This is a genomic window from Opitutaceae bacterium, assembly GCA_015075305.1.
Taxonomy (GTDB): domain Bacteria; phylum Verrucomicrobiota; class Verrucomicrobiia; order Opitutales; family Opitutaceae; genus UBA6669.
This window is the reverse complement of record JABTUS010000001.1, coordinates 89,804-114,568: the sequence shown is the minus strand read 5'-3', so window position 1 is coordinate 114,568 and position 24,765 is coordinate 89,804. Positions and strand designations below refer to the sequence as shown.

The following is a 24,765-nucleotide window of genomic DNA, read 5'->3' as shown; positions in this document are numbered from 1 at the left end:
GAGCATCGTCTAGTTCGCAGTCCGGTTGGCCTTCACTTCAACAGTCCCCTGACGCAGGATGAAACCATTTATCCTGCCGGCTTCATTGCGAGAGAAGGAGATTCGGACATCGATGTTCCTGCTGAAGAACTCGTCCTTGGCCGAAGCGGTCAGCGGAAGCCTCGGCTGCCCCGCAGCCTGAATGAAGAGTGTGCCATTCTCGAGGGTGATGCGAAAGACGTAGGCAAGGCTTGCGGGATACTCGCCCGGATACTCCGCGAGAATCGCGGCGGAGAGCGTCGTCTCTTTCGGAGGGGCTGGCAGATCCCGACGGGATCCCCGGGTTTCGGTGCCATTCTGGTGCAGAGTCAGTCCTGTCACCCGCTTGTTCGCATCTCGTTCAAAAACGATCTCTGCGGCCACGCCAATGGTCGCGAAGCGATCTTCGGCGACAGGACGAAGTAGGAGTTTTCCCTGTCCACTTCCCTGCGCGAGCAGGGATTCGCCCTGCTCGGTGATCGTGATGGAGAAGGCAGGCGACAATGAATACACTGCGACGTAGTCGATCGCATTGGCGATCCGCGTTCTCGGAGCCGGGGCAGGTGTTCCGAGCAGGGAGAATGCTAGCGACTCGGGAGGCTTTGACAGATTGGTCAACACCACTACGCCGCGCTTCTGGGTGAGATTGAGGACAACCGCACAGCGGTGACCGGCAGTCGCGCCGTTGTGCCATGCATATGAGTCGGATCCGTTCTCGAAAAGCATCCACGCCAGTCCAATGCTGCCCCCCATGTCCGGATGGGGTGCCTGAGGCTTGAAGGAGAGCTCAAAGTCGGCGTGGAGAGGCGACTCCTCGAGGCCGAGCGCCGCCTTCACAAAAAGGGCCATTTCGCGCGCTGAGCTGCGAAGGGCGCCCGCGGGCGCAAAGGCCAGGAATTTCCACTCCGGTGCAGGCCCGCCGCTCAGACCGGGAGCGAGCTTCCTGATGGAGGCCTTCCCAACCAGACCAAGCCAGGACTGCTTCATCCCGAGCGGCGTCAGAACCTGATCCCTGAGGGATTCGTCATAGGAAACACCCCACGCCGAGGCGAGCGCCTCGCCAAGCACTGCGAATCCAAAATTTGAATACAGAATCCCCTTTTCCGGCTCTGCGTTCCTGCCGTGAAAACGAAGGCCTGCAATCAGGTCGCCCCGCGTGTAGTCCGCGTAGGGGTCCAGGCTGGAGCCAACGCCTCCGGCGAGATTGGATGGCAGGCGGGGCAGACCGGATCTTTGGGTCGCGAGGGAGAGCAGTGTGATCCTGCGCAGGTATTCCTGGGACGGGTCCGAGGAGGGGATGAGAAATTTTGAGGCGGGATCCTGCAACCCGACCTTGCCCTGGCGCTCGGTCGTCGCGAGCAGGAGCGCGGTGAAAACCTTGGTGATCGAGCCGATCTCGAAGAACGTGTCCGGTGTCATCGACGGCGATGCGGCGGTGTCGAGGTGACCCGTGCTCAAGAGTGACTCCCCGTCGCGATCGATCCATGCGACGGAAACGCCGCCAGACTGACCTCCCGCCCATGCATCCAACTGTAGTTGAGCGTCTGGAGGCGGTTGGGCGGAGGCGTTGAGAAGGCCAAGTGCCATCAGCAGGATGGATAAATGTTGTTTCATTGAGCTGACGCGTGGATTTCGAATGCGGGGCCCCCCTGGGCGATCGACTACGAAAGCACCGCGTGGTTATGGATATCAAGTCGGGTCGACCGGGTTTCGATTGAACGATTTGCTGTTACGTGCTGGTTTCGCTGGCTTGTACCATTTTGCGGCATTCGTGCCAAAGCCAACAACTCACAATGTCCGAATTTTCCTACGAGACGATAAGGCAGGCCCTTGCGAACCAACCCTTGTTTGAGGCCAAGACCTGGCAGTTGTCACCCTCGGCATGGAAAATCACCGCGGAGCAGTTCGAGCAGCTCAAGGAAATTGGAACCGTCTGCCTGGAATTTCATCAGGCGCTCGAGACGCTCTATCTCCGCTCGGCCACGGGAAAGAACCTGCTCCGCAACAAGTCGCTGCTCGCCCCATGGGTGGCTGAGTATCTGGACCGGGGAAAACCCGCCAGCATCGTGGCGTATGGACGAGATCCCGCGAATCGGGGCGTGTTTCCGGCGGTGCTTCGTCCCGATCTGCTGCTGACGGACGAAGGATTCGTCATGAGCGAACTCGATTCGGTTCCTGGGGGAATCGGTCTCACCGGGTTCTTGAACCGGCTCTATTCCGGCGGTGGCGCCGGTGGTGCTCCGCTTTCAGGTTCGGCGAGTACAGGCATCATTGGTGCTGATGACGCAATGGTTCGGAATTTCCACGTTGCAATGGCATCCAGCCGGCCCGAAATTCGCAATCCACTGATCGCAATCGTGGTTTCGGATGAAGCGGGAACCTATCGACCTGAAATGGAATGGCTCGCCCACCAGCTTCAACTCCAGGGCAAGCGGGTGTTCTGTCTGGAGCCGGATGAGGTTTTTCCGCTTGGAACAACCCTCTGCTTTGATGTGGAAGGCAACCCCGAGAAGATCGACGTGATCTATCGCTTCTTCGAGTTGTTCGACTTGGAAAACATCCCCACGGCGAAGTACATGCTCGAAGCATGGGCTGCGGGAGAGGTTGCCATTGTGCCGCCGATGCGGGCGTTTCAGGAGGAAAAGCTGTCGTTTGCGCTTTTTCACCATCACAGGCTGCAGGATTTCTGGTCTGAAAATCTTGGACGAGCCTCACTCATCCTTCTGAGAAAAATGATACCCCGCACGTGGGTCATGGACGACGTGGCGTTGCCACCGGGCGCTGTATTGGAGGGTCCCATGGTTGGCGGCAGGGCGTTGACAGACTGGCGCCAGCTTGCAGGTGCTTCGCAAAAGGAGCGCGATCTGATAATCAAGATTTCGGGATTTCACGAAACCGCCTGGGGAGCAAGGAGCGTGATACTCGGCAGCGACTGCTCGCGGGAGGAGTGGCAGGCGGGATTGGAAATCGCCATGGCCGATGCACCCGCGCACCTGCACATCCTGCAGGATTACATGAAGCCGCGACGCGTGCAGCATCCCATCTACTCGAATGAGCCGGGTCATGCGGTGCTGAATTCATCGGGGAGGCTCCGTCTCTGTCCGTATTATTTTGTCGTCGACGGGGAGCCACGACTGAGCGGAGCACTCGCGACCTTTTGTCCACCGGACAAGAAAATCATCCATGGCATGCAGGATGCGGCGCTGCTGCCCACAGGAATTTAGGTTGCCGGGTCGCCAACGCGCCCGCTTAGATCGTCCCTTCCTACGTCCATGAAGCGCACCCATCACTGTGCCCAGCTCTCCTCCGCCGATCTTGGATCGACCGTTTCCCTGCTCGGCTGGGTGGATTCCGTCCGCGACCACGGCGGGATCCTGTTCATCGACCTGAGGGACCGCAAGGGTGTCACCCAGGTCAGGTTTGATCCGCACGAAAACCCCTCGCTTGGAGCGCAGGCCGCCCATTTGAAGCCGGAGTCGGTGATCGGCATCACGGGCATTGTGGCCGCGCGTCCGGAAGGGACTGTGAACGCGGGGCTGCCCACGGGGCAGATTGAAGTCGTCGGTTCGGAACTCACGATTCACAATGTTTCCGACACGCCTCCGTTCCCGCTGGATGACGCGGGAGGCGACAAGGTGAATGAGGATCTGAGGCTGACCTATCGCTACCTCGACCTGAGGCGGCCGAAGATGCGGAAGAACCTGCAGGTGCGCCACCGAGCCACGAAGGCGATCCGCGACTATTTCGACAGCCTGGAATTCATCGAGGTTGAAACACCCGCGCTCTTCAAGAGCACACCCGAGGGCGCGCGTGAGTACCTGGTGCCGTCACGCATTCATCCGGGGCAGTTCTACGCGCTGTCGCAGTCGCCCCAGCAGTTCAAACAGATCCTGATGGTGGCGGGTGTCGAGAGGTACTTTCAGATTGCCCGCTGCTTTCGGGATGAGGACTTGCGCGCGGATCGCCAGATGGAGTTCACCCAGGTGGACGTCGAGGCCTCGTTCATCACACGCGAGGACGTGTACGCGCTGTTTGAAGGCATGCTGAAGAAGGTCTGGAAGGACGTGCTTGACCATGATCTTCCGACACCTTTCCCACGGATGGCATTTGTCGACGCGATGAACCGCTATGGCGTGGACAAGCCCGATGTGCGTTTCGCGCTCGAGCTCGTCGACTTCACCGAGACATTCCGGAACTCCGCGTTCAAGGTGTTTCAGGCGACCGTTGCGGGAGGCGGCGTGATCAAGGCTCTCAACGCAAAAGGTCTGGCCGATGTCACACAGGGCGAGCTCAAGACACTTGAGGATGTGGCAAAGTCGCTTGGAGCCAAGGGCCTTGCCTTCATCAAGGTGGAAGGAGGCGAATGGAAATCGCCCATCGTCAAATTCTTCACCGAGGCGGAGCGCGCCGAGCTGACGCGTCGCCTGGCGATCGAGGACGGGGACATCGTGTTTTTTGCGGCGGCTGAATGGGAGAAGGCCTGCGCGATTCTCGGAAGGATCCGCCTGGATGCCGCGGGACTCCTTCAGAAGCGGGGAAAACTTGCCTTGCGCGCGGACGACTGGCGCTTCCTGTGGGTCGTTGATTTTCCTCTGATGAGCTACGACGAGGAACAGAAACGATACCTTGCCACGCACCATCCTTTCACCGCTCCGGTTGTCGAGGATGCCATCCTGCTTGACAGCGACCCGAAGCGCGTGCGCGGGCAGCATTACGACGTTGTGCTGAATGGGATGGAACTCGGTGGAGGATCGATCCGCATTCACCAACCCGCCCTGCAGAAGAAGGTTTTCGAGGATGTGCTGAAGATACCCGCGGATGTCGTCGAGAGTCGGTTCGGTTACATGCTCAAGGCCTTCACCTATGGTGCGCCTCCGCACGGAGGGATTGCCTTCGGCCTTGATCGCATGGTCGCACTGCTGTGCGGAACGACCAGCATCCGTGATGTCATTGCATTTCCGAAGACTCAGAAGGGCCAGGACCTGATGGCGCAGAGTCCGACAGCCGTCACTCCGAAACAGCTCCAGGACCTGCACATTCAAACGGTGCTTCCCGAGTAAGGAACGCTTGCGCTTCCCGCATTCGGACTTACCGTCTTCACAACCCAAGGCATTTTCCCATTCGCATGAAGCTCATCATCGCCATTATCAAGCCGTTCAAGCTGGAGGAGGTTAAGACCGCGTTGGCCGAGATCGGCATCGAAGGCATGACTGTCAGCGAGGTGAAGGGCTTCGGTCGCCAGAAAGGCCACACCGAAATTTACCGTGGCAGTGAATACACCGTCGATTTTCTTCCCAAGGTCAAAATCGAGATAGTCGTAACGGACGACATCGCCGACAAGACGGTCACCACGATCGTGAAAGCGGCCAAGACGGGCAAGATCGGCGATGGCAAGGTGTTTGTGGTCGCGCTGGAGGAAGCGGTGCGCATTCGCACCGACGAGCGCGGCGACGCGGCGGTCTGAAGCCGGATGCGCCAAATGGGGCGCCCAGGCAGTCAACGCATTTCGTCGGCGGGGCCCGGGCTTGCCGGAGAAAATGGAGGCAACTGGTGTCTCAGTGTACGCTGGCAGGCGGTGATCCCGGGATCCTCCGAGGTCTCCATCAATACGGTCAAGGCCGTGACAATGGCTTCATCATGCCGGCCCGCCGCATGCAGGGCGAGGGCGAGGAAGGCATCAATCTCGCGATTTTCCGGAAACTGCCTCCTCGCATTGCGCAGGACCTCGACGGCCCGTTCGAGTCTGCCTGTTTGGCGCAGCGTGCTGCCCAGCCCGATCAATGCGCCTGAGAGGTCGTTGGGCGCCAGTCCGAGCGCAATGGCTTTTTCGTAGCAGACGGCAGCTTCGTCGCTGCGACCAAGGCTGTCGAGGGTCCAGGCCACCTGGTATTGGATCTCCGCGATGTTTGGGTGCCTGGAGTCGAGCCGTTGAAGCTGCTCGAGAATGCCAGCCACGCGTCCGCCGTGGCGGGCGCCGACTATGGCGTCGAGTTCAGGTTTCCAGCCCATGCCAAAAGGAGAGAAACACGATGCGCTACCTTTTCCCCGGGAGTGAACGATTCCTGATTTCCAGGGTGAGACCTTCCAGGAATTGGATGAAGGGAGTGACGCCTTCGTCGCCGCGTGCGCGCGAACGCACGCTGACTGAATTCGCCTCCGCCTCCTTGGCTCCAAGCACGAGGGTGTAGGGGATTTTTTCCAGCTCGGCGCGTCGGATCTTTGCGCCGAGCTTGTCGCTGTGCTCATCGAGCGATGCGCGAACCCCGGCCTCGCGCAGCTGGTGCAGCAGGGACTGGCCGTAATCGAGAACCTTGTCGCTGATCGGCACGAGGCGAACCTGTTCGGGAGCGAGCCAGGCCGGAAAGTCTCCCCCGAAATGCTCGATCAGCACGCCGCAGAAGCGCTCCATCGATCCGAAGGGAGCGCGGTGAATCATGACCGGCGTGTGCGCCTGGTTGTCGGCTCCGATGTAGGACAGTCCGAAGCGAACCGGGAGGTTGTAGTCAACCTGGACGGTTCCGAGCTGCCACTCGCGACCGATGACGTCCTTCACCACGAAATCAATTTTCGGGCCGTAGAAGGCGGCTTCGCCAGGCTCCTCCGTGAAGGGCACTCCGAGCGTTCTTGCGGCTTCCCGGCAGGCAGCCTCCGCCTTATCCCAGTTTGCAGCCGAACCGGTGTACTTGTTTGAATCGGGATCACGCAGGCCCACCCGGACGCGATAGTCGCTCATCCCCAGAGTGGTCAGGACCACCTTCACGAGGGAAAGACAGCCAAGGACCTCCTGTCCGACCTGGGCTTCGGTGCAGAAAAGGTGGGCGTCGTCCTGGGTGAATCCTCGCACGCGGGTCATGCCGTTGAGCTCGCCGCTCTGCTCCCAGCGGTAGACCGTGCCGAATTCCGCAAGGCGGACGGGAAGATCCCGATAGCTGTGAGGCTGGGAGGCGAAGATCTTGATGTGATGAGGACAGTTCATCGGCTTCAGCATGAAGCCGTCCAGCAGCTTGTCGGCATCGAGCACGCGATCGACGGGGATGACCTCGCGCCCTGATCGGGCGTTGACCGTTTCGCGCAGCTTTGAGGAAACGGCGTCGAGCCGGGCGACCATGTCGGCGCAACTGCAGCCTTCCCTGACGATTGCGGCCAGCGATTCGTTTTCCACCACGGGGCTGAACTGCGAGTCCTTGTAGTAGGGGAAGTGTCCGGAAGTCTTGTAGAGTTCCAGCTTGCCGATGTGAGGCGTGAAAACCTGGTTGTATCCCTGCTTGCGCAGCTCCTCGCCGATGAAGTTCTGCAGTTCCTGCCGGAGTATGGATCCATTGGGCGTCCACAGGATCAGCCCCTGGCCGACATCCTCATCGATGACGAAGAGCTTGAGATCCCTGCCCAGCTTGCGATGGTCGCGGGCCTTTGCCTGCTCGAGCCGCTCCAAATGCTGGGCGAGTTCCTCCTTCGTTTGGAATGCGGTGCCGTAGATGCGCTGCAACTGCCTGTTCTTCTCGTCACCGCGGTGATAGGCGCCGGCGATCGAGAGCAGTTTGAAGGCCTTCAGCTTCGACGTGTAGCGGACGTGGGTTCCCGCGCACAGATCCATGAATTCGCCGTTTTGGTAAAAGGAAATCGCCTCTCCCTCGGGAATGTCCGCGAGGCGTCCCAGCTTGTAGCGCTCCTGATGGCGCTGGGTGATGATTTCGACCGCTTCGGAGCGGCTGACTTCCTTTCTGATGAAGGGCTGGTTTTCATCGGCGATCTTCTTCATTTCGACCTCGAGCCTCCCGAGGTCGTCGCTGGTCAGCTTGTGATCCAGGTCGATGTCATAGTAGAAGCCGCTGTCGGTGGGTGGTCCGATGTCGAGCTTTGCATCCGGAAACAGGCGGAGGACCGCCGTTGCAAGGACATGCGAGGCGGAATGACGCAGTTCTTCGAGTGGTGACATTGCCATGAGAGGAGAGGGTCGTGAATGTGAGTGAGCGGGGGCGGAGTCGCCCTATTTTCCGGGCTCGAGCGAATAGCCGTCCTTCCGGTCGAGCATCGTCCAGCCAGCGGCGGCAATTTCGGCTCGAAGTGCGTCTGCTGCCTTGAAGTCACGCGCGATCTTCGCCGTCCAGCGTTGATTCGCGAGCTGCTGAATCTTGTCGGGGATCTCAACGGCCGGAGCCGCGACCGGATGAAGGTCGAAGCCCAAGGCATAGACGGTGCGGGCGAGACTGCGAAACTGATTGATCGGCGTTGACCCACGCAGGGCATCGCGCTCGGAAAAGAGCTCGCCCAGCGCGCCCGGTGTATTCAGGTCGTCCTGCAGGCTTGCAAAACCGCACGACTCGAGATCGGGAGACGCACGGTGTAACAGGATCTCCGATACATTGTAGAAATCGGCCACGGTCCTGCCCGCGGCGGCGATGGTTCTGTCAGCGAGCGCCCGCAGCTTCCTGAGCGCGCTTTCCGCGGCGTGGACGGAGTCGAGGGTGAAGTTGAGCTGCTTGCGCGGGTGGCCCGCCAGGAGCGCGTAGCGAACCGCCATGGGGGCGAAGCCCTTGTCGGTGAGATCGGTGAGCGTGTAGAAATTGCCCTTGCTCTTGCTCATGGTTGTCCCGTTCACGAGGAGGTGCTCGCTGTGGTACCAGTGCCGGGCGAGTGCCGCTCCGTTGCAGCACCGGCTCTGGGCAATTTCGTTTTCGTGGTGGGGAAAGAGCAGGTCGATTCCACCCGTGTGCAGATCGATGGTGTCGCCAAGGAGCTTCTTGCTCATCGCGCTGCACTCGATGTGCCATCCCGGACGCCCCGCGGCCGCTCCCTTCGGGCCGGGCCATTGCACTTCGCCGTCCTCCGAGGGCTTGTGGGCCTTCCAAAGCGCAAAATCGCTCAAGTCATCCTTGTGGTCGGCGTCGGAGGTCGTGTTGGTGACCCTGAGTTCACGCTCCTTGATGCGCGAGAGTCTGCCGTAATCCGCGAACGAGCTGACCTTGAAATAGACGGATCCATCGGCGGCTCGGTAGGCGTTGCCCTTTTCCATCAGGACCTCGATCATGTTCACCTGCTCGGGAATGTGTCCGGTGGCGGTGGGTTCGAAGTGTGGCCGCAGGCAGTTGAGCGCGGCGCAGTCGCGATGAAAGACCTCGGTCCACTTGCGCGTGATCTCACCGAGGGGGCGGCCCTCCCTGCGGGCCTGTCCGATGGTGCGATCATCGACATCGGTCAGGTTGCGCACGTGCCTTGTCTTTTCCGGACCGTATTCGAGTTCCAGCATCCGGCGGAGCACATCGTTGATGAGAAAAGTCCGAAAGTTTCCGATGTGGGCGGGAGCGTAGACGGTGGGGCCGCAGTTGTAGAATGTGAACAGGTCCGTTGGCTTCGCGGGGTCCGGCTTGCGGAGTTCGCGAAGCTCACGCTGCATCGAGTCGAAAAGTCGTAAGGCCATGAAGTGGAGATAAGCGGGCAGGCTAACAGGTAATCCTGAAAAGCGGAACGTCTTTTTCGACTTTGGAACCCACGCAACCGTCTTGCGCACGTTCGGCCCCGCCGGGCCGTCTCATTTGCATTCGTGATCTGCGGAATCGGTCTGCGGCGGCATTGATTGACTGCTCCAGGAAGCGGAAACGAGTGGCGAGGCCGAATCTTGCGTGCTTCAATTTTGTGCTGGTACAAGGTTTTTATGCGCTCCGATTTCAAGCTGGATCTGGTTCATCGCCCGCGACGCCTGCGTCGCACGTCGTCAATTCGGGGGATTGTGGAGGAAACCGTGCTGAGACCGGCGGACTTCATCGCGCCGCTTTTTGTTGTCGAGGGAAGCGCGCCGCCGGATCCCATTGCGTCAATGCCGGGAGTGTTCAGGTATGGTTGCCGCGATCTTGTCAAGGAATGCAGGGCCTTGCGGGATGCGGGCGTGAGCATGGTTGCCCTGTTTCCAAAACTGGCGTTGGATTTGAAGGACGCCAGGGGCAAGGCGGCCCTCGATGAGGACGGGCTGGTGTTGCGGGCAGTCAGGGAGGTCAAGAGCACCCTGCCGGAGATGACGGTGATGACCGACATCGCATTGGATCCTTACACGAGTCATGGGCACGATGGGGTTCTCAATGCTTCTGGTAGCGACGTGGAGAACGACGCAACGGTTGAGATTCTTTCGCGAATGGCGGTTTTGCATGCGGCCGCGGGTGTGGATTTTGTTGCGCCATCCGACATGATGGACGGGCGAATTGGGGCGATACGAAAGGCGCTTGATTTGGCCGGGCACACTCAAACGGCAATCATGGCGTATTCAGCCAAATTTGCGTCGGCCTATTATGGGCCCTTTCGCGACGCCGTGGGAAGCGCTAGTGCAGCCGGGACGCGTCTACTCGACAAACGCACCTACCAGATCAATCCCTCCAATCGGCGCGAAGCGCTGATGGAGGTTTCGCTCGATGAGTCGGAGGGGGCTGACGTTCTCATGGTGAAGCCGGCCGGCGCGTACCTTGACATCATCCGGGAGGTGCGGAATGCGACTTTACGACCGGTTGCGGCCTATCAGGTCTCTGGCGAGTATGCCCAGATTCACGCCGCTGCGGAGCGGGGCTGGTTGGATTTGGAGAAAGTCCGGCACGAGTCGCTGCTGGCGATCAAGCGCGCGGGTGCGGACATGATTTTGACCTATTTTGCAAAGCAAATGGCGAGCCTGCTGGCGGCGAAGTAGGCGAAATCGACGAAAGGAGCCCGCTGTCGGCAGCGGGCTGTTTCCGTCATCGAAGGGCGGCCGGATCAGCGCTTTTTTCTGGCGCCGCTCGATTTGCGGGGTTTTTCGTCCTCGTCATCGTCGGCATCGTCCGAATCTTCGTCGTCCTCATCGGAATCCTCGTCATCTTCGCCGTCGGACTCCTCTTCCTCATCGGATTCCTCATCCTCGTCCCATTTGAGGGAGGCATCTCCTTCGAGCGCCTTTTCATCCTCTTCGTCGATCTCGGGCAGATCTTCGTCGTCGCCCTCTTCGACGCTGGGTTTTTCCTCACCTTCCTCCTCGTTGTCCCAGCCGGCCGGTGCGAAATCCAGTATGGTGCAGAGCTCCTCGAAGGAGTGAATGGCCTTGCCCTCCATGAATTCCGCGTTCTGGTCCTCCCGAATCTCGTCCTCCACTTCGTCGACAGTGAGCTTCTGCTCGAAGTCAAAGAGGTCATTGAGCATTTTGACGCGACAGCGGGTCAGGTGATCGAGGAGGTCAGCGTAGGGGCCGTTTTCCTCGTCGAGAATGTCGGGCAGTGCGAAGAGCTTTTCCTCCGACTCGAAAATGGATTCCTTCACACGTTTAAGGCGAACACGTCCATCGCCAAGATCCTTGTCGATGCGGAATGATATGAAGGCGGCGTCCATGAGGTCCTGATCGAAGCCGTAGTCGCGCAGAGGCTCGACGAGTTCGAGCAGATGGGTGACCTGGCGGGGATCGATGATGCTCAGGCCGTCGGTATCCCAACGCACCGGATCGCTGACTTCGCGAACCCACCAATTGTGATCTTCGCCAAGGCGGACGGTGCACCAATCGAGAATGCCGGAGGATTTGGCCATAGGATGTGAGAATGAAGCGTGAAGAATTTTGGGCAGCAAAAACGCGGGTTTCGCTGCGAGTCAAACAGGGAAGTTGTTTTTTTTCAGGATGGTTCGATTCTGTGCCAGGCTTGTGGTAGCTGGATTTGTCTCAAGAGTCGGTATCCCATGGATTTTCTTTATCATTCGCTGCTCCGCTCCGCTCTATTCCGTATGGATGCGGAACGTGCCCATGAATTTGCCGTCGATTCGATGGCCTGGCTGGGGCGCATCGTTCCGCTCTGCAAAGTGATGGAGTTGAGGAATCGCCTTTCACCTTCACTGTATCGGCCTGTTTCGCTGTTTGGGCTCACATTTCCCAATCGGGTCGGTCTGGCTGCGGGATTTGACAAGAATGCGAGAGCCTGGCCCGCGGCGGCGGCGCTGGGCTTTGGACATGTGGAAATTGGCACGGTCACGGCATTGGCGCAGCCCGGGAATCCGCGGCCGCGGCTGTTTCGGTATCCGTCGGAAGGGGCTGTCATCAACAGGATGGGATTCAACAATGACGGAGCTGCGAGTGTCGCCGAACGATTGAAAGGTCATGCTCCTCCTGGGCAGCGCAGGATACCGCTGGGAATCAATCTTGGGAAATCCAGGGCTGCCGAGCTAGATGCCGCCACGGGTGACTATCTTGCAAGTTTTCGTCGCCTTGCCCCCCTTGCGGACTACGTGGTGTTGAATGTATCGAGTCCGAACACTCCGGGCCTGCGCAAACTGCAGGATGAGACGCGCCTCAGGGAGTTGCTCGGAGAGATTGCAGGAGAGAACGCCTCAGCGGCGGGCAGAAGGGTGCCTGTGCTGCTGAAAATCGCACCGGATCTCTCCTGGCCGCAGATAGACGCGGTTTTGACCGCAGTCGATGACTTCCGGTTGAATGGGATCATTGCAACCAACACGACGCTTGCCCGACCGGGATTCTTTGAACGCGTGAATGAAAGCGGTGGATTGAGCGGCAGGCCGTTGCGGAGCCGTTCGACCGATGTGATTCGATATGTGTCGCTCCGAACGAATGGCCGACTTCCGATTGTTGGGGTTGGTGGAATCGATGATGAGGCTGCTGCGGGCGAAAAAATGGACGCGGGGGCGTCCCTTGTTCAGATCTATTCCGGGATGATTTTTGAAGGTCCGGGCCTGCCTCAGCGCATAGCGCGAGCCTTGTCGGAGCGAGACCGCAGATTCTGACCTTCCGGGTCTCGAAGAGGGTCAGATAACCCAATCGCCAACGTCCTCGAGGAGTGCTTCACGCGATCTGCGGGGTCGGATGATCGAGGCTTGGTCGCCCTGGTAGTAGGCAATGCTGTGGGGTGGCATGGATTGCATGAGCCAGACATTTGAGCCGACGATGGAATGCTGACCGATGATTGTGTCACCCCCGAGGATTGTGGCGCCTGGATAGACAATGACGTGATCCTCCAGCTTGGGATGCCGCCGGACTCCCTTGACAGGGAGGCCCCGTTCGTCGGTGACGAACGACTTCGCTCCCAATGTAACACCCTGGTAGATCTTGACGTGATTGCCGATGCGGGCGGTCTCGCCGATGACCACCCCGGTGCAATGATCGATGAAAAAATGCGTTCCGATTTCCGCTCCGGGATGAATATCCGTGCCTGTGCGCTCATGCGCGAACTCCGTGATCATGCGGGGAAGCAGTGCGATGCCCATCTTGTAGAGGACATGAGCAATGCGTTGGAGCGAGATGACCAGGACACACGGGTAGGACAGTATGATCTCCTCAATGCTTCGTGCGGCAGGATCGCCATCGTAGGCGGCGCTGACATCAGTCTTCACTCGCTGCCTCAGGTCCGGAAGCGCCTTCAAAAAGTTTATTGCGTGCTGCTCGGCTTGTGCGGCGGGACTGGGGTGCTTTTCAAAGCGGAGACTCTTTTCGATTTCCGTCACGAGCTGGCTGTGGATCAACTGGATGCGCCGCGAGGTGACGGCGGCAACCGATTGTGTGGTCAGTGGCGTGGCCTCGAAGAATCCCGGAAAGAGGAGGTACATCAGCTCTACGCAGAGCTTGTTGAGCGATTCCTGGGACGGCAGGTTGGTGCCTTCCAAGTGATTGATTCCGCCATCGGTTTCGTAGGACGCGAGCAGCGCGCGGGTTATCTCCTCAAGATTCATGGCCAATGGTTCAATTTCTGAGGTGCGAGGTGAACGTCAAAGCCGATTTGCAGATCAAAATTGGGGCTTTACAGAGTGGCTGGGTTTTATCTTAGTCCGCCTTCCTTCTAGAAGTACCGCTCAGGTGGTGGAATTGGTAGACACACACGTTTGAGGGGCGTGTGCCGAAAGGCGTAAGGGTTCGAGTCCCTTCCTGAGCACCACTTTACAAGGCTATCCGCCGGATCATCAATACGTTACCGTGACGTCCGCGTGGCCGTCGAAGGACCCTATCGTCACCACTTCCTTCGTGCCATTGTACTCGCCGCCTTTGACGGCAATGGCATGACGGTGAGTCGGATGGGGAATGCGCAGCTCGATGGAGCGCGGTCGTCGATCGCCGTGGCAATCAATGGTGGTGTGGACGCTCCGCCCGTCTTCAGACACTTCAACTCGGAAAGTGAGTGGGCCAAAATAGGATGAGGCATTGTCAATCGCAACAATCGAGCCGGGCATCAGGTAGCCACTGGGAATGCCCGCCAGGAGGCGGAGCGTTTCGCCGCTTTCCAGGTAAAGCATCCACCTTGTCTGCATCAGGAACCACGCCTCCTCGTGTGTCTTGTGTTCGCTCACCGGAAAGAAGTGTTCATTGAAAGTATAGGTTTCCCGGTCTGCCAGCGCAGCCAGGGCACCATACCATGATTGCAGGAAGGCCTTGGTTTCGCCGCGCTGGAGGTGCACCCATGGGTGCCGGCTGTAGTAGGGCTGACTGAATGCGACTTGATTGAGCAGCATCAGCTCGCTTTGGGTCGTTAATAGCTCCGTTGCCATGGTGTCGTTTGGATCCATGACCTCCTGAAACACCAGATACAGCGGCCCGAGCAATGCGTCGCGTGCTGTAATTGTACCATGGGTAAACCACCTGCCGCCGTCAGCGTGCAGCATCACGGGACCCCGATAACGGGTCCATGGCGCCGAGGCCCGCATCCACGTGCCGTCACCGAGCGGCACCACCGGCGAACGTTCCAGGCCGGCGACATAGGACGCGCGGATATCCCCTCGCAGAGCATCCGCTTCCATCCGGCATTCCGCCGATTCCGACGGCGCGATGTCGCGGAGCATTTCAGCGGTCCGGGCAAGGCCGAGATAGGCATAACCGTTGAGCATGAAAGAGCGGTACGGATCGTCCGGATCGGCGGTCTTGCCGTCGAGCATGCCGTAACCATCACGCGCAAGCTCGGGCTGCAGGTTTCGACGACGCCAGTCCCGCAGGAATCGCCAGGCGCGCGTGATGTTCGGATGGACGCGCTTCAGCCAACTTTCGTCGCGTGTGTAGCGGTGGTGTTCTCCCATCGTCCAAAGAACCGCGCCGGTCTCGAGCATGTAGCCGTTGAAATTTTGAATGAATCCGTTTTCGCGCTGCTTGCTCAGGAAAAAATCGATCGCACGTGCGGCGGTTTCGTGCCAGCCCATGCTGTCCATGAACTGTATGATCGGGGCGCTCTCCGAACCGATTGCCGTATAGATGCCAATTGCCGGAAGCAGCGGATCCTTCGGGTCTCGTCCATAGGTGATGAGATCGAGGTGGAGAAGGCCCGCACGAAGCATCTCTTGAATTCGCAGCTCCGGCAGCCGTACCTGCGCGGCCGATGCCAGCTTTGACCTCCAAAAGTCGCGACACTCTCGCAGACGGGCATCGAACGATTCCACTGCCAGCGCTTGAGCGCGCTCGCGCGTCACCGGCCTGTGCGGAACCAGGAATTCAAACACTGCTGTTTGACCCGGAAAAAGGAGCAGGGAGTTCTCTTCGGCGGGAAGTGGGGATCCATTCAGCCGGCTCACCGCGAAAACACGGCCGGAGGACGCATATCCACCAAAACCGGTGGCGGCATCGAATGTCCAGTCCGGCAGCCTGGGTGACACCGGTGTCGCCAATGTCGGGATTGCGGTGCGAAAGAAAGCATAGCGTGGGGTATCGTCCCGATTGACCGCCACGACGCGGCCGTAGAGCACCACTTCCTCCGTGCGGTTCATTTCAACAGCGGCCCGGCGCTTCTCCTCCTCCGCTTGTTCCGGGGTGAACATGTGGCCGTGTCCATGCGCGTCGGCGACAAGATAGTCCGTCCCCAGCAGCCCCTTTGCGGTCAGCGGCGATCGCTCCAGCGTTGTGAAGAGAGTCAACCCATAGCGAATGGGGCCGTCGTCGATTTCCCCTCTGAGGATGGGCAGCCCCCCCTCGTCAAGGTGACGGCGAATCACATCCTGCGCTCCCCATCCGCGTCCGCATTCAATGGCAAGGGTGGAGGGCTGAGCCGGCACTTCTGGTAATCGCACGTCGTATCCGGCGAACTTTTGCTGAATGATTTCCAGACGGGGATCGATGCGAAAAAGTCGCATGTCGCGGCTGAGTCCCAGCCAGGTTGCAGCTGCGCGGTTCTGGGATGCTGCAGCGGCTGAAGAAAAGCTCGCCTCGGGCTGGGATTCGATGCGCTGCAAGGATGTCCTGCGGGAAGTCGAGCGGATCTTCGCCACAATTTCATCGTAGTCGCGAGTGTCGTCGCCAGAAGTGATGACAACGCCGTCGCCAGGCAGAAAGATGGGATACGCGCTTGAGACGTCGCCGAGGCGAAACGTAAAGCCCCGCGGTGCTGCGAAGATGCTCACGAGTGTCGGCAGGGATCCCGGCATCGGACTGCTTTCGATGGAGAGATCGAGTCGACGACCGGCAGATTGCGAGGAGGGCACAAAGCCGCCATCAGCCCCCACGGCGGGATTTTCCTGCAGGATGCGGCCGCGGTCGACTTGAATACGCCCACCCGCGCAGCGTTCCTTCCAGAGTATGGAAACGGCGGACACCGAAGCGAAGGCTGGGACGGCGCACAGGCCGAAGGCGATGCACGCCAGCCTGCAGTTCAGAACTTTCGTGAAGAATTGCTGGAATTTTCTCATGAAGAAATCGTGTCGTGCATCGGGTGGGTGATTTTCGGTTGTCATACGCTGTGGCGTTCAAACCCTGACTTCCGCATGCTACTTCGATATCTAATCCCGGTCTTTGCAATGGGCATCCCTTCATGGGCGTCGGTGCTTGCAAGCGCGCCCCATGTGGATTTTGGCTATGCGTTTGGGACTCCCCACCGATTGACGGTGGCCCCGCCTGACAGTGGGGACAAGACGCTTGTCGACTGCGAACCGGGCAAGGTGACGCTCTCGTGGAGTTACGACACACTGATGAATTTTCCCGTCGCAAACTTCCTCGGCCCCCAGACCCAGTGGAAGCTTGTTTTCCAGCCCGTGATCGACGGACGAAAGGCCGAACATTCGACTTGGAGCAGACTGGGCGGATGGATGCCGGGCGTGAAGGCGGAGTTCGCGGATGCCTCCGTCCAGACCACCTTTGAAGTGATCGGAGGGCAGCGAGGCACGCTCGTTCGCGTGACTTTCGCCAATCTCGATGCATCGGTTTCGCATCGCGCCTCAGTTGAGTGCGGCGTGCCTGGAAACTGGCGCGGGGTGATGCCTGCATTCGTCGACTCCGGACTCGCGGAGAACGCTCGTGATGCGCTCATAGCCGGATGGATGGCGCGAGCGGATCGCGTGCTTGTTGGCGCGGTGGGAGGGGATGAATATCCGCTGGCGGCGAACGTGCTTTCACCGACAGTCAATCTGCGTCCCGGCGAATCGCGGGTGATATGGTTCGTACGACCCTACCGAATCTACGAGTCGATGCTGCCCGAACTGAGGAGCCGTGACTGGGCAGCCGAGTTTGAAGAGGCGAAGTCGGTGTGGGGAAAGCTGATCGGCCGCGCATCCCGCGTTGAAATTCCAGACGAGGGTGTTCGGCGGGCCTACTATGCCGGCCTTGCGGACATCTTCATCATGCGTGAGCCGCTTCCCGGCGATTACATTGGCACGCTGGCGGGCACGGAACTCTATCGCTCGACGAATCCAGTTGAACCAGCGCTGGCGGGAATTTGTCTTGATCAGGCTGGTCTTTCGATGGAGGCGATCGACGGGTACCGGATAGCGCTCGACATGCAGAACTTCGACGGGTGCTGGGCCGAGTCCAACGGCTGGACCCGCACGGGATGGATGGTCGCCGGTTTCAAGAGCTGGTTCGTCATGGAGCATTTTCGGATGACGCGGGACCGTGCGTTTCTTGAGAATGTGTATCCACGCATGCTCGCGAGTTCCCGGTGGCAGGAGCGCGCGCGTCAGCGCACACGGCAGCTCGTGGATGGACGGAAGCCGGTCAATTATGGATTGCTGCCGCGAGGCATGGGGGACGCGGGGCTGAAGAATGATGGAAGCTTTTATGGAGTATTCATTCCACACAACATCTGGGCCGTCCACGCCGACGCGATGGCGCTGGAGGCGGCCGGGGTTCTCGGGCGGGAAGCGGAGGCGGAGGAGCTGCGGGTCAACCTCGAGACCGCCCGCCGCGACCTCATAGCTACAATCCGCGAGGGGGCCATAAAGGAGGACGGGGATGAATGGATACCTGGGGTTGCGGGCAAGACAAGCGGCAGCCGATGGGGTGCGCTCAACGCCGCCTTTCCAACCCGCCTGCTCGCGCCCGACGATCCACTCATCATCGGTACCATTCGAAAAATGGAGACGAGGATGAGCCCTGGGGGCATTCCGATCCACATGGGATGGATGGAGGATGGACTGTGGGTGGCCATCAGCCTGGATAATCTGGGAGAGACGCACCTCATGCGTGGCAACGGCGACGCTGCAGCCCGCTATCTCTACGCGACGTTGAATCATGGGACACCGCTGTACAGCTGGTGCGAGGAGCGGGGGCCGGAACCGGGATCGGCGAAGACCCTTGGCGATCGTCAGCACCTTTGGACACCGGTCGCGGTTGTGCGCATGATTCGGGACATGCTGGTGTTCGAGGACGGTGCGACTCTTCATCTCGGGCGAGGTGCCGATCGATCCTGGCTCGGCCGGGGGCCGGTGGGTGGCTCGGAGTTTCACTCTCATTTTGGGCGAATCAACTATTCCCTGAAGATGGGGGAGAACGGGCGTGTCATGGGGGACGTTCTGTTGACGGAGGGCCGGCAGCCTGGGGTCCTCAGGGTGCACGTGCGCCTGCCTGGGGGACGCAAAGTTGAGTCAATCGACGATCCCGGTGCACGAGTTCTGGAGGATGGCGAAGCGATTGAATGGTTGGCGCCGAAGGCAAAAATATCCTTTGCCGCCACGCTGAGCCAGGGGAAATCCAAGCTTGCACTTCCATTGCCGAAGGAGCCGTAATGACCGGCTTGCTTTTCCGACTGCCAATAGCCGACCCCTTCGCTGCAATATCACTTGCAGATCGCCGCAGTTGAATTTTCATTTCCGACAGGTTTCGAATCTTCAAGTCCCATGCCCAATCCGACCGACTCCTCCGCATCAGGCACCTGCTGTGCCGACAAGAGCAACTACACCGCAGCCTTCCTGATTCTGCGCCTCTTTCTTGGATTGAGGGCATTCTTGTCCGGTTTGGAGAAGTTCGAGTCAGGCGGCACCTATTCCTTCGAGAACTATGGAAAGACGATGGGGCGCATCGCCAGCGGAATCACAGGCGCCTCCTTCCTCCCTTCCTGGGCGACCAAGGCATTTGCGCTTCCCTTGGGATATATTTTCCTGGCCCTGGGCATCATGCTGCTTCTCGGCATCAAGACGCGACTTGCGCTCATCCTTCTGGCTCTTGTCTGGGTGGGACTCGGTTTCGGTCTGATGGCGGTGCAATCTGACGAAGGGGCGATCTGGATTGGCACCTACGTGGGCCTGACGGTTGGAGCCATGCTGCTCGTCCGGCACAATCGCTTTGCGATCGTACCCGATCGCTCATGAGTCCAATTCCTCCCACCGAGATTTCAGCATGAGTGAGTCCACAACATCATCGTCCTTCACTCGCCGGACATTTCTTTCCTCGGGCACCCGCTTGGGTGCGGTCGTGCTTGTGTCCCCCTATCTTGCCAACGCCCAGGCTCCGGCGGGGTCGGGGGGGACGCAGGCGCTGAATGTCGGAGTAATTGGAACCGGTGCACAGGGGCGTGTTCTCCTGAATGCGGCGTTGAAGATACCGGATATTCGCTTCAGGGCGGTTTGCGACATCTGGAATGAGAACCGCACGTACGGTGAGCGGCTTTTGAAAAAGTTCGGGCACGATGTGAAGCCGTTCGAGGATTACCGCGAAATGCTGTCAGCGGTTCCGGATCTGGACGCCGTCATCGTTGCGACCCCCGACTGGTATCATGCGGAGCATACAAACGCGGCGTTAAAGGCGGGAAAACATGTCTATTGTGAGAAGCTGATGTCGAACACGATCGAAGGGGCGCGTTCGATGGTGAAGACCGCGCGGGAAACGGGAAAGCTCCTGCAGATTGGACATCAGCGAAGAAGCAATCCGAGGTACCTTTTTGCCCGCGATCAACTCGTCCGGAAGAACAAGATCCTCGGCAGGGTGACGAACATCAATGCGCTTTGGAACCGCGCCGTAAGCGATGACCTGGGGTGGACCGCGAGGAATGAAATCCCCAAGGCCATCCTGGAGAAGTATGGATACGAGGATATGCACCAGTTCCGCAACTGGCGTTGGTTCAAGAAGTATTCGGGAGGGCCAATCTCAGATCTCGGAGCGCATCAGATCGATGTCTTCAACTGGATGCTGGGAGCAAATCCAGTATCGGTGATGGCGGGTGGAGGTGTCGATTACTACAAGAACCACGAGTGGTATGACAATGTCATGGCCATCTATGATTTCTCGACACCAGCCGGGAATGTACGTGCGTTTTATGAAGTGCTCACGACGACAAGTGCTGGTGGTGGGTATCATGAGAGCTTCATGGGAGACGAGGGGACGCTCAAGATGTCGGAGAATCCCAACTATACGAAGGTCTACAGGGAAGCTCGTGCACCGGAGTGGGATCAGTACGTCAAGAATGGCCTGCTCACGAAACCCGGAGCGGGTGAAGAGGGGGCCGCCCCGCCCAGCCTGCCATGGGAAAAGGAGATCAAGCCCAAGTTCACACTGGCGCCGCCACGCGCTTCTGTGGTCGACGTGCGTGAAACCGCCGCCCTCTCGGCATGGAATATTCCTGTTGTTCTCGACAAGCCCATTCATCAACCGCACCTCGAGAATTTTTTCGATGCCATTCGCAAGGGCACACCACTCACATGTCCGGGTGAACAAGGCTTCGCATCCGCTGTCACAGTCCTGAAGGTCAATGAGGCTGTTGAAGCCAGGAAGATGCTCACCATGAGCCATGATGATTTTGTCGTTTAGTCGGGGATTCTTCACATATTCGGGAGTTCCAAAAAAATCATTTCGTATGCTCACTCGACTCTTACTCACCACGTTGACAGTCGGCGCGTTCAGCGCCGCCGTTCATGCTGAGGACAAGGTTCCCCTTGCTCTCGATCTGCCGAAGCCGCTGTTCGTGGGCACGCCCCGGCCGATCACGCTGCCGAATCTTGAAAAGCCGCGAACCGGACCGCGCCCTGCGTTGATGGTTCCGGCTGGAACCAAGCTTATTTCCAAGGGGAAGCCGGTCACTTCGTCAGACACGTTTCCAGTTATTGGCGAACTCAATTATGTCACCGATGGCGAAAAGAGTGGCGCAGACGGCACGTTCGTCGAACTCGGACCGGGCGTGCAGTGGGTGCAGATCGACCTCGGAAGCCAATCGACCATAGCCGCGATCCTGGTCTGGCATTATCACTCGCAAGCTCGTGTCTATCACGATGTCGTGGTCCAGGTTTCGGACGATCCGGAGTTCAAAAGTGGGGTGACGACGCTCTTCAACAACGATGACGACGATTCCTCCAAACTTGGCAAGGGCACCGATCCGGCCTACATCGAAACGAACGAAGGCCGGCTGATTGACGGAAAAGGGACCAAGGGCCGCTATGTTCGCCTGAGCTCCGCCGGCAACACGACTGATGAGCTGAACCACTACGTCGAAGTCGAAGTTTTCGGCAAGCAATAGGTCCGAATACTGGAATTTCCGATTGCGAAGCAAGGCGCATGAAAATGCGCCTTGCTGCTTTTCCCGGGACTGCTCATCGTCTCGGCGTTTTCTGATTGTCCCTCGTTCCCATGCCTCCAGCTGTCTGCGGAACCTGCAATGCCGCATGCATCACGTCGCCGGTGTCGGTTTCGACGCCGCCGGCGTGTGTGGGTTTTCATTAGCCTCGAAACACGTCAAAAATATAGAATGAGCTCAAATGATCAAAGCGGCGGAGCCATCGCTCCGAACGCCAAACGCCTCCTATGGGCCGGCTTCATGGCAATCCTTGCGGCTGGCGTGGGTTTTGCAATCCGTGGCGGCATCTTCGACAACTGGGGAACCGAATACGGTTTCACCGCCGCGCAGATCGGTGCGATCGGTGGCGCCGGTTTCTCCGGTTTCTGTTTTGGAATCATCATCGGCGGTTTGATCTGCGATCGAATCGGATACGGCAAACTGGTCGGTCTCGCGTTCATCCTGCATGTGCTGTCGGCGATCGTAACTTTCGCCGCGAACGGCGCCGGCGCCTACAACAGCCTGTATTGGGGCATGTTCATCTTCGCCTACGCGAATGGTACGCTGGAGGCCGTTGCAAATCCCTTGGTGGCCACGCTGTTTCCGGCGAATCGCACCCACTATCTCAACATCCTTCACGCCAGCTGGCCGGCCGGCCTGGTGCTCGGCGGAATCTGCGGGTGGGTCCTCGATGACCGGTTTCAGCTTCCTTGGAAGTGGCAGCTCTCAATTTATCTGGTGCCAACGGTGATATACGGCCTCATGTTCCTCGGTCAGCACATGCCGAAATCCGAGGCATCCGCGAAGGGCCTGAAGCTCGGTGAGATGCTCAAGGACGTCGGAGTCCTGGGGTCGGCAGTGATCGCGCTCTTCATCTGGCTGTTTTCGAAGGATGCTCTCGGACCCATGCTTGGAGGACTGACGGGGGCGGCGTTTTTCACGGGGCCCAGCTGGGGTTGGGTCGCCATCGCCATTGGCGTCGTCGTTTTCTTCGCCTTTGGCGGAGCCAGTGGCTGGGCACTGGGGTCGGGACTCCTGTTCGTTCTCTTCATCGCGCACATTCTTCTGGGTGCCGTCGAACTTGGAACCGACGGTTGGATCCAGAACATCACGGGCAACATTCTGAACTCGGAGCAGGGCAAGATCCTGTTCGTTTTCACGTCGATGACGATGTTCGTTCTGCGCTTCTGCGCGGACTTCATTGAGCGCAAGATCGGACTTTCGCCGGTTGGAATTCTGCTGGTGTGCGCGGCCATGGGCTGCCTGGGTCTGAATCTGACCTCGGGCATCGCAACATTTGGCGGAGCTATTCTGGCCCTGTCAGTCTACGGCGTTGGAAAGACCTTCCTGTGGCCGACAATGCTCGCTGTGGCATCCGACCGCTTTCCTCGCACCGGTGCGGTTGCCATATCCATCATGGGAGGGCTTGGCATGATGTCCGCCGGGCTTGTTGGCTCAACCGGTCTGGGCTATGCAAAGGATCGTTTTGCGGGTGAGGAGCTCGTGAAGGACAATCCGGCCGTCTATTCCGAGTACAAGGCAGCGACGCCCAGCAAATTCCTGTTCTTCGCGGAGTCTCACGGTCTTGATGGCAAGAAGCTGGGTGAAGCGAAGGCAGCCATCGCGGCCAATTCTGCAACGGATGCCCAGAAGGCGGTTCACCATGCGGATACCAAGGGCGATCGTCGCACACTGGTGGCGGATTCATTTCTTCCGGGCACGATGGCGGTGATCTATCTTTGCCTGCTGTTGTACTTCAAGTCCAAGGGAGGCTACAAGCCTTTGACCCTGGCTGAGCCGGCGGCATCCTGAAGACAGAGGCAGTCCTCCCATTTGTGATGGATTTCGAGAGGCCGCACTTTCCGGTGCGGCCTTTCTTGTTCGTTTCACCTTGCGGAGGATGAGGGCCGTGACCTTAGCTGCTTCCTTTGCATCATGATCATCGACACGCGCTACGAAAAACTGGCGGAGGGATTGACCGGATTTTCCACCCACCTTTCCAGAGGCGAGCGGGTCCTGATCGACGCCTTTGACATTCCTGATGCGATGGTGATTGCGCTGATCCGCGCGGCGCGTGCCCGCGGAGCGCATCCTTACGTGCAGATTCATCGAGCGCGCGTCTCACGCGAACTGATGCTCGGTGCCGAGGAGGCGCAGTTCCAGCCTCATGCTGAGGTCGAACTGAAGCGCATGGAGAGAATGGATGCCTACATCGCCGTCCGCGGATCGGAGAACATCTTTGAATCATCCGACGTGCCCCCGTCCAAGGTTCAACTCGTGAGCCGCATCATGAAGCCGGTTCTGGATCATCGGGTCAATGACACCAAGTGGGTGGTGCTGCGCTGGCCGACCTCCGCCATGGCTCAGCAGGCGGGCATGAGCACCGAGGCGTTCGAGGATTTCTATTTCAGGGTGTGCACGCTCGACTACTCGAGGATGTCCCCCGGCATGAAGGTTCTGAAGACCTTGATGGATCGGACGGATCGAGTGCACATCAAGGGGCCGGGCACGGATCTGCAGTTCTCGATCAAGGGAATCGGATCCCGCGAGTGCGGTGGGCTTCGGAATATTCCGGATGGCGAGGTGTTTTCCTGCCCGGTGAAGGACTCGGTGGAAGGCGTGATCCAGTACAATGCCCCCACGGTCTATCTTGGAACCTCATTCGATGGAATCCGACTGGTTTTCAGGAAGGGCCGGATTGTCGAGGCAACATCAAACAACACCAGGCGGCTGAACGAAATCCTGGACAGCGATGACGGTGCCCGCTTCATCGGTGAATTTGCCCTGGGATTCAATCCCCACATCCTGCATCCGATGCGTGACATTCTCTTTGATGAGAAGATTGCGGGATCCTTCCATTTCACTCCAGGACAGGCCTACGAGGGTGTGGGCAACGGCAATCGTTCGCAGGTTCATTGGGACATGGTCTGCATCCAGCGTCCGGATTACGGCGGGGGAGAGATCTGGTTTGACGGCAGGTTGATCCGCAAGGACGGCCTTTTCGTTCCAAAATCCCTGCACAAGCTGAATCCGGATTACCTGCTCGAACGGAAGGGGTAGTTGTGAACGAAACCCA

Annotated in this window: 18 protein-coding genes and 1 tRNA gene; 12 read left to right on the top strand and 7 right to left on the bottom strand. The window is 59.1% G+C overall.

All coding sequences use genetic code 11. The features are described from left to right. Positions 1 to 9 precede the first annotated feature (9 nt). Complete coding sequence (locus HS122_00445; protein ID MBE7536865.1) at positions 10 to 1,632, bottom strand: serine hydrolase; 1,623 nt, start codon at positions 1,630 to 1,632, stop codon at positions 10 to 12. 179 nt (positions 1,633 to 1,811) lie between these two features. Here HS122_00445 and HS122_00440 point away from each other — a divergent pair, with 179 nt between their 5' ends. From HS122_00440 to HS122_00430, 3 genes are all read left to right on the top strand, one after another. Beyond that, a complete protein-coding gene (locus tag HS122_00440; protein MBE7536864.1) occupies positions 1,812 to 3,242 on the top strand; it encodes a hypothetical protein in 1,431 nt (476 codons plus the stop codon). Positions 3,243 to 3,290: 48 nt separating this feature from the next. Beyond that, complete coding sequence (gene aspS / locus HS122_00435; GenBank protein ID MBE7536863.1) at positions 3,291 to 5,078, top strand: aspartate--tRNA ligase; 1,788 nt, start codon at positions 3,291 to 3,293, stop codon at positions 5,076 to 5,078. Positions 5,079 to 5,143: 65 nt separating this feature from the next. Further along, on the top strand, positions 5,144 to 5,482 hold the full coding sequence (locus HS122_00430) for a P-II family nitrogen regulator (protein MBE7536862.1): 339 nt from the start codon (positions 5,144 to 5,146) through the stop codon (positions 5,480 to 5,482). Between the two features lie 32 nt (positions 5,483 to 5,514). Here HS122_00430 and HS122_00425 read toward each other — a convergent pair whose 3' ends face one another. From HS122_00425 to HS122_00415, 3 genes are read right to left on the bottom strand one after another with little or no spacing between them, the layout of a single operon-like run. Next, a complete protein-coding gene (locus HS122_00425) occupies positions 5,515 to 6,027 on the bottom strand; it encodes a tetratricopeptide repeat protein (GenBank protein MBE7536861.1) in 513 nt (170 codons plus the stop codon). Positions 6,028 to 6,052: 25 nt separating this feature from the next. Further along, the gene (locus HS122_00420; GenBank protein ID MBE7536860.1) at positions 6,053 to 7,960 is read right to left on the bottom strand and encodes a threonine--tRNA ligase; all 1,908 of its coding nucleotides are present in this window, start codon (positions 7,958 to 7,960) and stop codon (positions 6,053 to 6,055) included. A gap of 45 nt (positions 7,961 to 8,005) precedes the next feature. Next, positions 8,006 to 9,436 (bottom strand): cysteine--tRNA ligase, encoded by a 1,431-nt coding sequence (locus HS122_00415; protein ID MBE7536859.1) that lies wholly within the window; start codon positions 9,434 to 9,436, stop codon positions 8,006 to 8,008. A 234-nt stretch (positions 9,437 to 9,670) separates the two neighbouring features. On the opposite strand from HS122_00415, the gene hemB reads away from it, so the two are divergent. Next, positions 9,671 to 10,687, top strand: coding sequence for a porphobilinogen synthase (gene hemB, locus HS122_00410; GenBank protein MBE7536858.1), 1,017 nt, complete (start codon positions 9,671 to 9,673; stop codon positions 10,685 to 10,687). Between the two features lie 65 nt (positions 10,688 to 10,752). On the opposite strand, the gene HS122_00405 is transcribed toward hemB, so the two are convergent. Continuing rightward, positions 10,753 to 11,550, bottom strand: a complete 798-nt coding sequence (locus tag HS122_00405) for a hypothetical protein (GenBank protein MBE7536857.1) — start codon at positions 11,548 to 11,550, stop codon at positions 10,753 to 10,755. A 147-nt stretch (positions 11,551 to 11,697) separates the two neighbouring features. On the opposite strand from HS122_00405, the gene HS122_00400 reads away from it, so the two are divergent. Beyond that, positions 11,698 to 12,753, top strand: a complete 1,056-nt coding sequence (locus tag HS122_00400) for a quinone-dependent dihydroorotate dehydrogenase (protein MBE7536856.1) — start codon at positions 11,698 to 11,700, stop codon at positions 12,751 to 12,753. A gap of 21 nt (positions 12,754 to 12,774) precedes the next feature. Here the strand turns inward: HS122_00400 and HS122_00395 are convergent, their stop codons facing one another. Beyond that, the gene (locus tag HS122_00395; protein ID MBE7536855.1) at positions 12,775 to 13,695 is read right to left on the bottom strand and encodes a serine acetyltransferase; all 921 of its coding nucleotides are present in this window, start codon (positions 13,693 to 13,695) and stop codon (positions 12,775 to 12,777) included. Between the two features lie 118 nt (positions 13,696 to 13,813). On the opposite strand from HS122_00395, the gene HS122_00390 reads away from it, so the two are divergent. Then, positions 13,814 to 13,898: transfer RNA gene (locus tag HS122_00390), tRNA-Leu, on the top strand. A 25-nt stretch (positions 13,899 to 13,923) separates the two neighbouring features. On the opposite strand, the gene HS122_00385 is transcribed toward HS122_00390, so the two are convergent. Further along, positions 13,924 to 16,623, bottom strand: coding sequence for a hypothetical protein (locus tag HS122_00385; protein ID MBE7536854.1), 2,700 nt, complete (start codon positions 16,621 to 16,623; stop codon positions 13,924 to 13,926). Between the two features lie 75 nt (positions 16,624 to 16,698). On the opposite strand from HS122_00385, the gene HS122_00380 reads away from it, so the two are divergent. From HS122_00380 to HS122_00355, 6 genes are all read left to right on the top strand, one after another. Beyond that, positions 16,699 to 18,933 carry a hypothetical protein gene (locus HS122_00380; GenBank protein ID MBE7536853.1) on the top strand — a complete coding sequence of 745 codons (2,235 nt, stop codon included), beginning with the start codon at positions 16,699 to 16,701 and terminating at the stop codon, positions 18,931 to 18,933. 111 nt (positions 18,934 to 19,044) lie between these two features. Continuing rightward, positions 19,045 to 19,515 (top strand): DoxX family membrane protein, encoded by a 471-nt coding sequence (locus tag HS122_00375; GenBank protein MBE7536852.1) that lies wholly within the window; start codon positions 19,045 to 19,047, stop codon positions 19,513 to 19,515. A gap of 28 nt (positions 19,516 to 19,543) precedes the next feature. After that, a complete protein-coding gene (locus tag HS122_00370) occupies positions 19,544 to 20,950 on the top strand; it encodes a Gfo/Idh/MocA family oxidoreductase (GenBank protein MBE7536851.1) in 1,407 nt (468 codons plus the stop codon). A gap of 46 nt (positions 20,951 to 20,996) precedes the next feature. Then, on the top strand, positions 20,997 to 21,653 hold the full coding sequence (locus HS122_00365; protein MBE7536850.1) for a hypothetical protein: 657 nt from the start codon (positions 20,997 to 20,999) through the stop codon (positions 21,651 to 21,653). A 228-nt stretch (positions 21,654 to 21,881) separates the two neighbouring features. After that, the gene (locus tag HS122_00360; protein ID MBE7536849.1) at positions 21,882 to 23,501 is read left to right on the top strand and encodes an MFS transporter; all 1,620 of its coding nucleotides are present in this window, start codon (positions 21,882 to 21,884) and stop codon (positions 23,499 to 23,501) included. A 126-nt stretch (positions 23,502 to 23,627) separates the two neighbouring features. Beyond that, positions 23,628 to 24,749, top strand: a complete 1,122-nt coding sequence (locus HS122_00355) for an aminopeptidase (protein MBE7536848.1) — start codon at positions 23,628 to 23,630, stop codon at positions 24,747 to 24,749. The last annotated feature ends 16 nt before the right edge of the window (positions 24,750 to 24,765 follow it).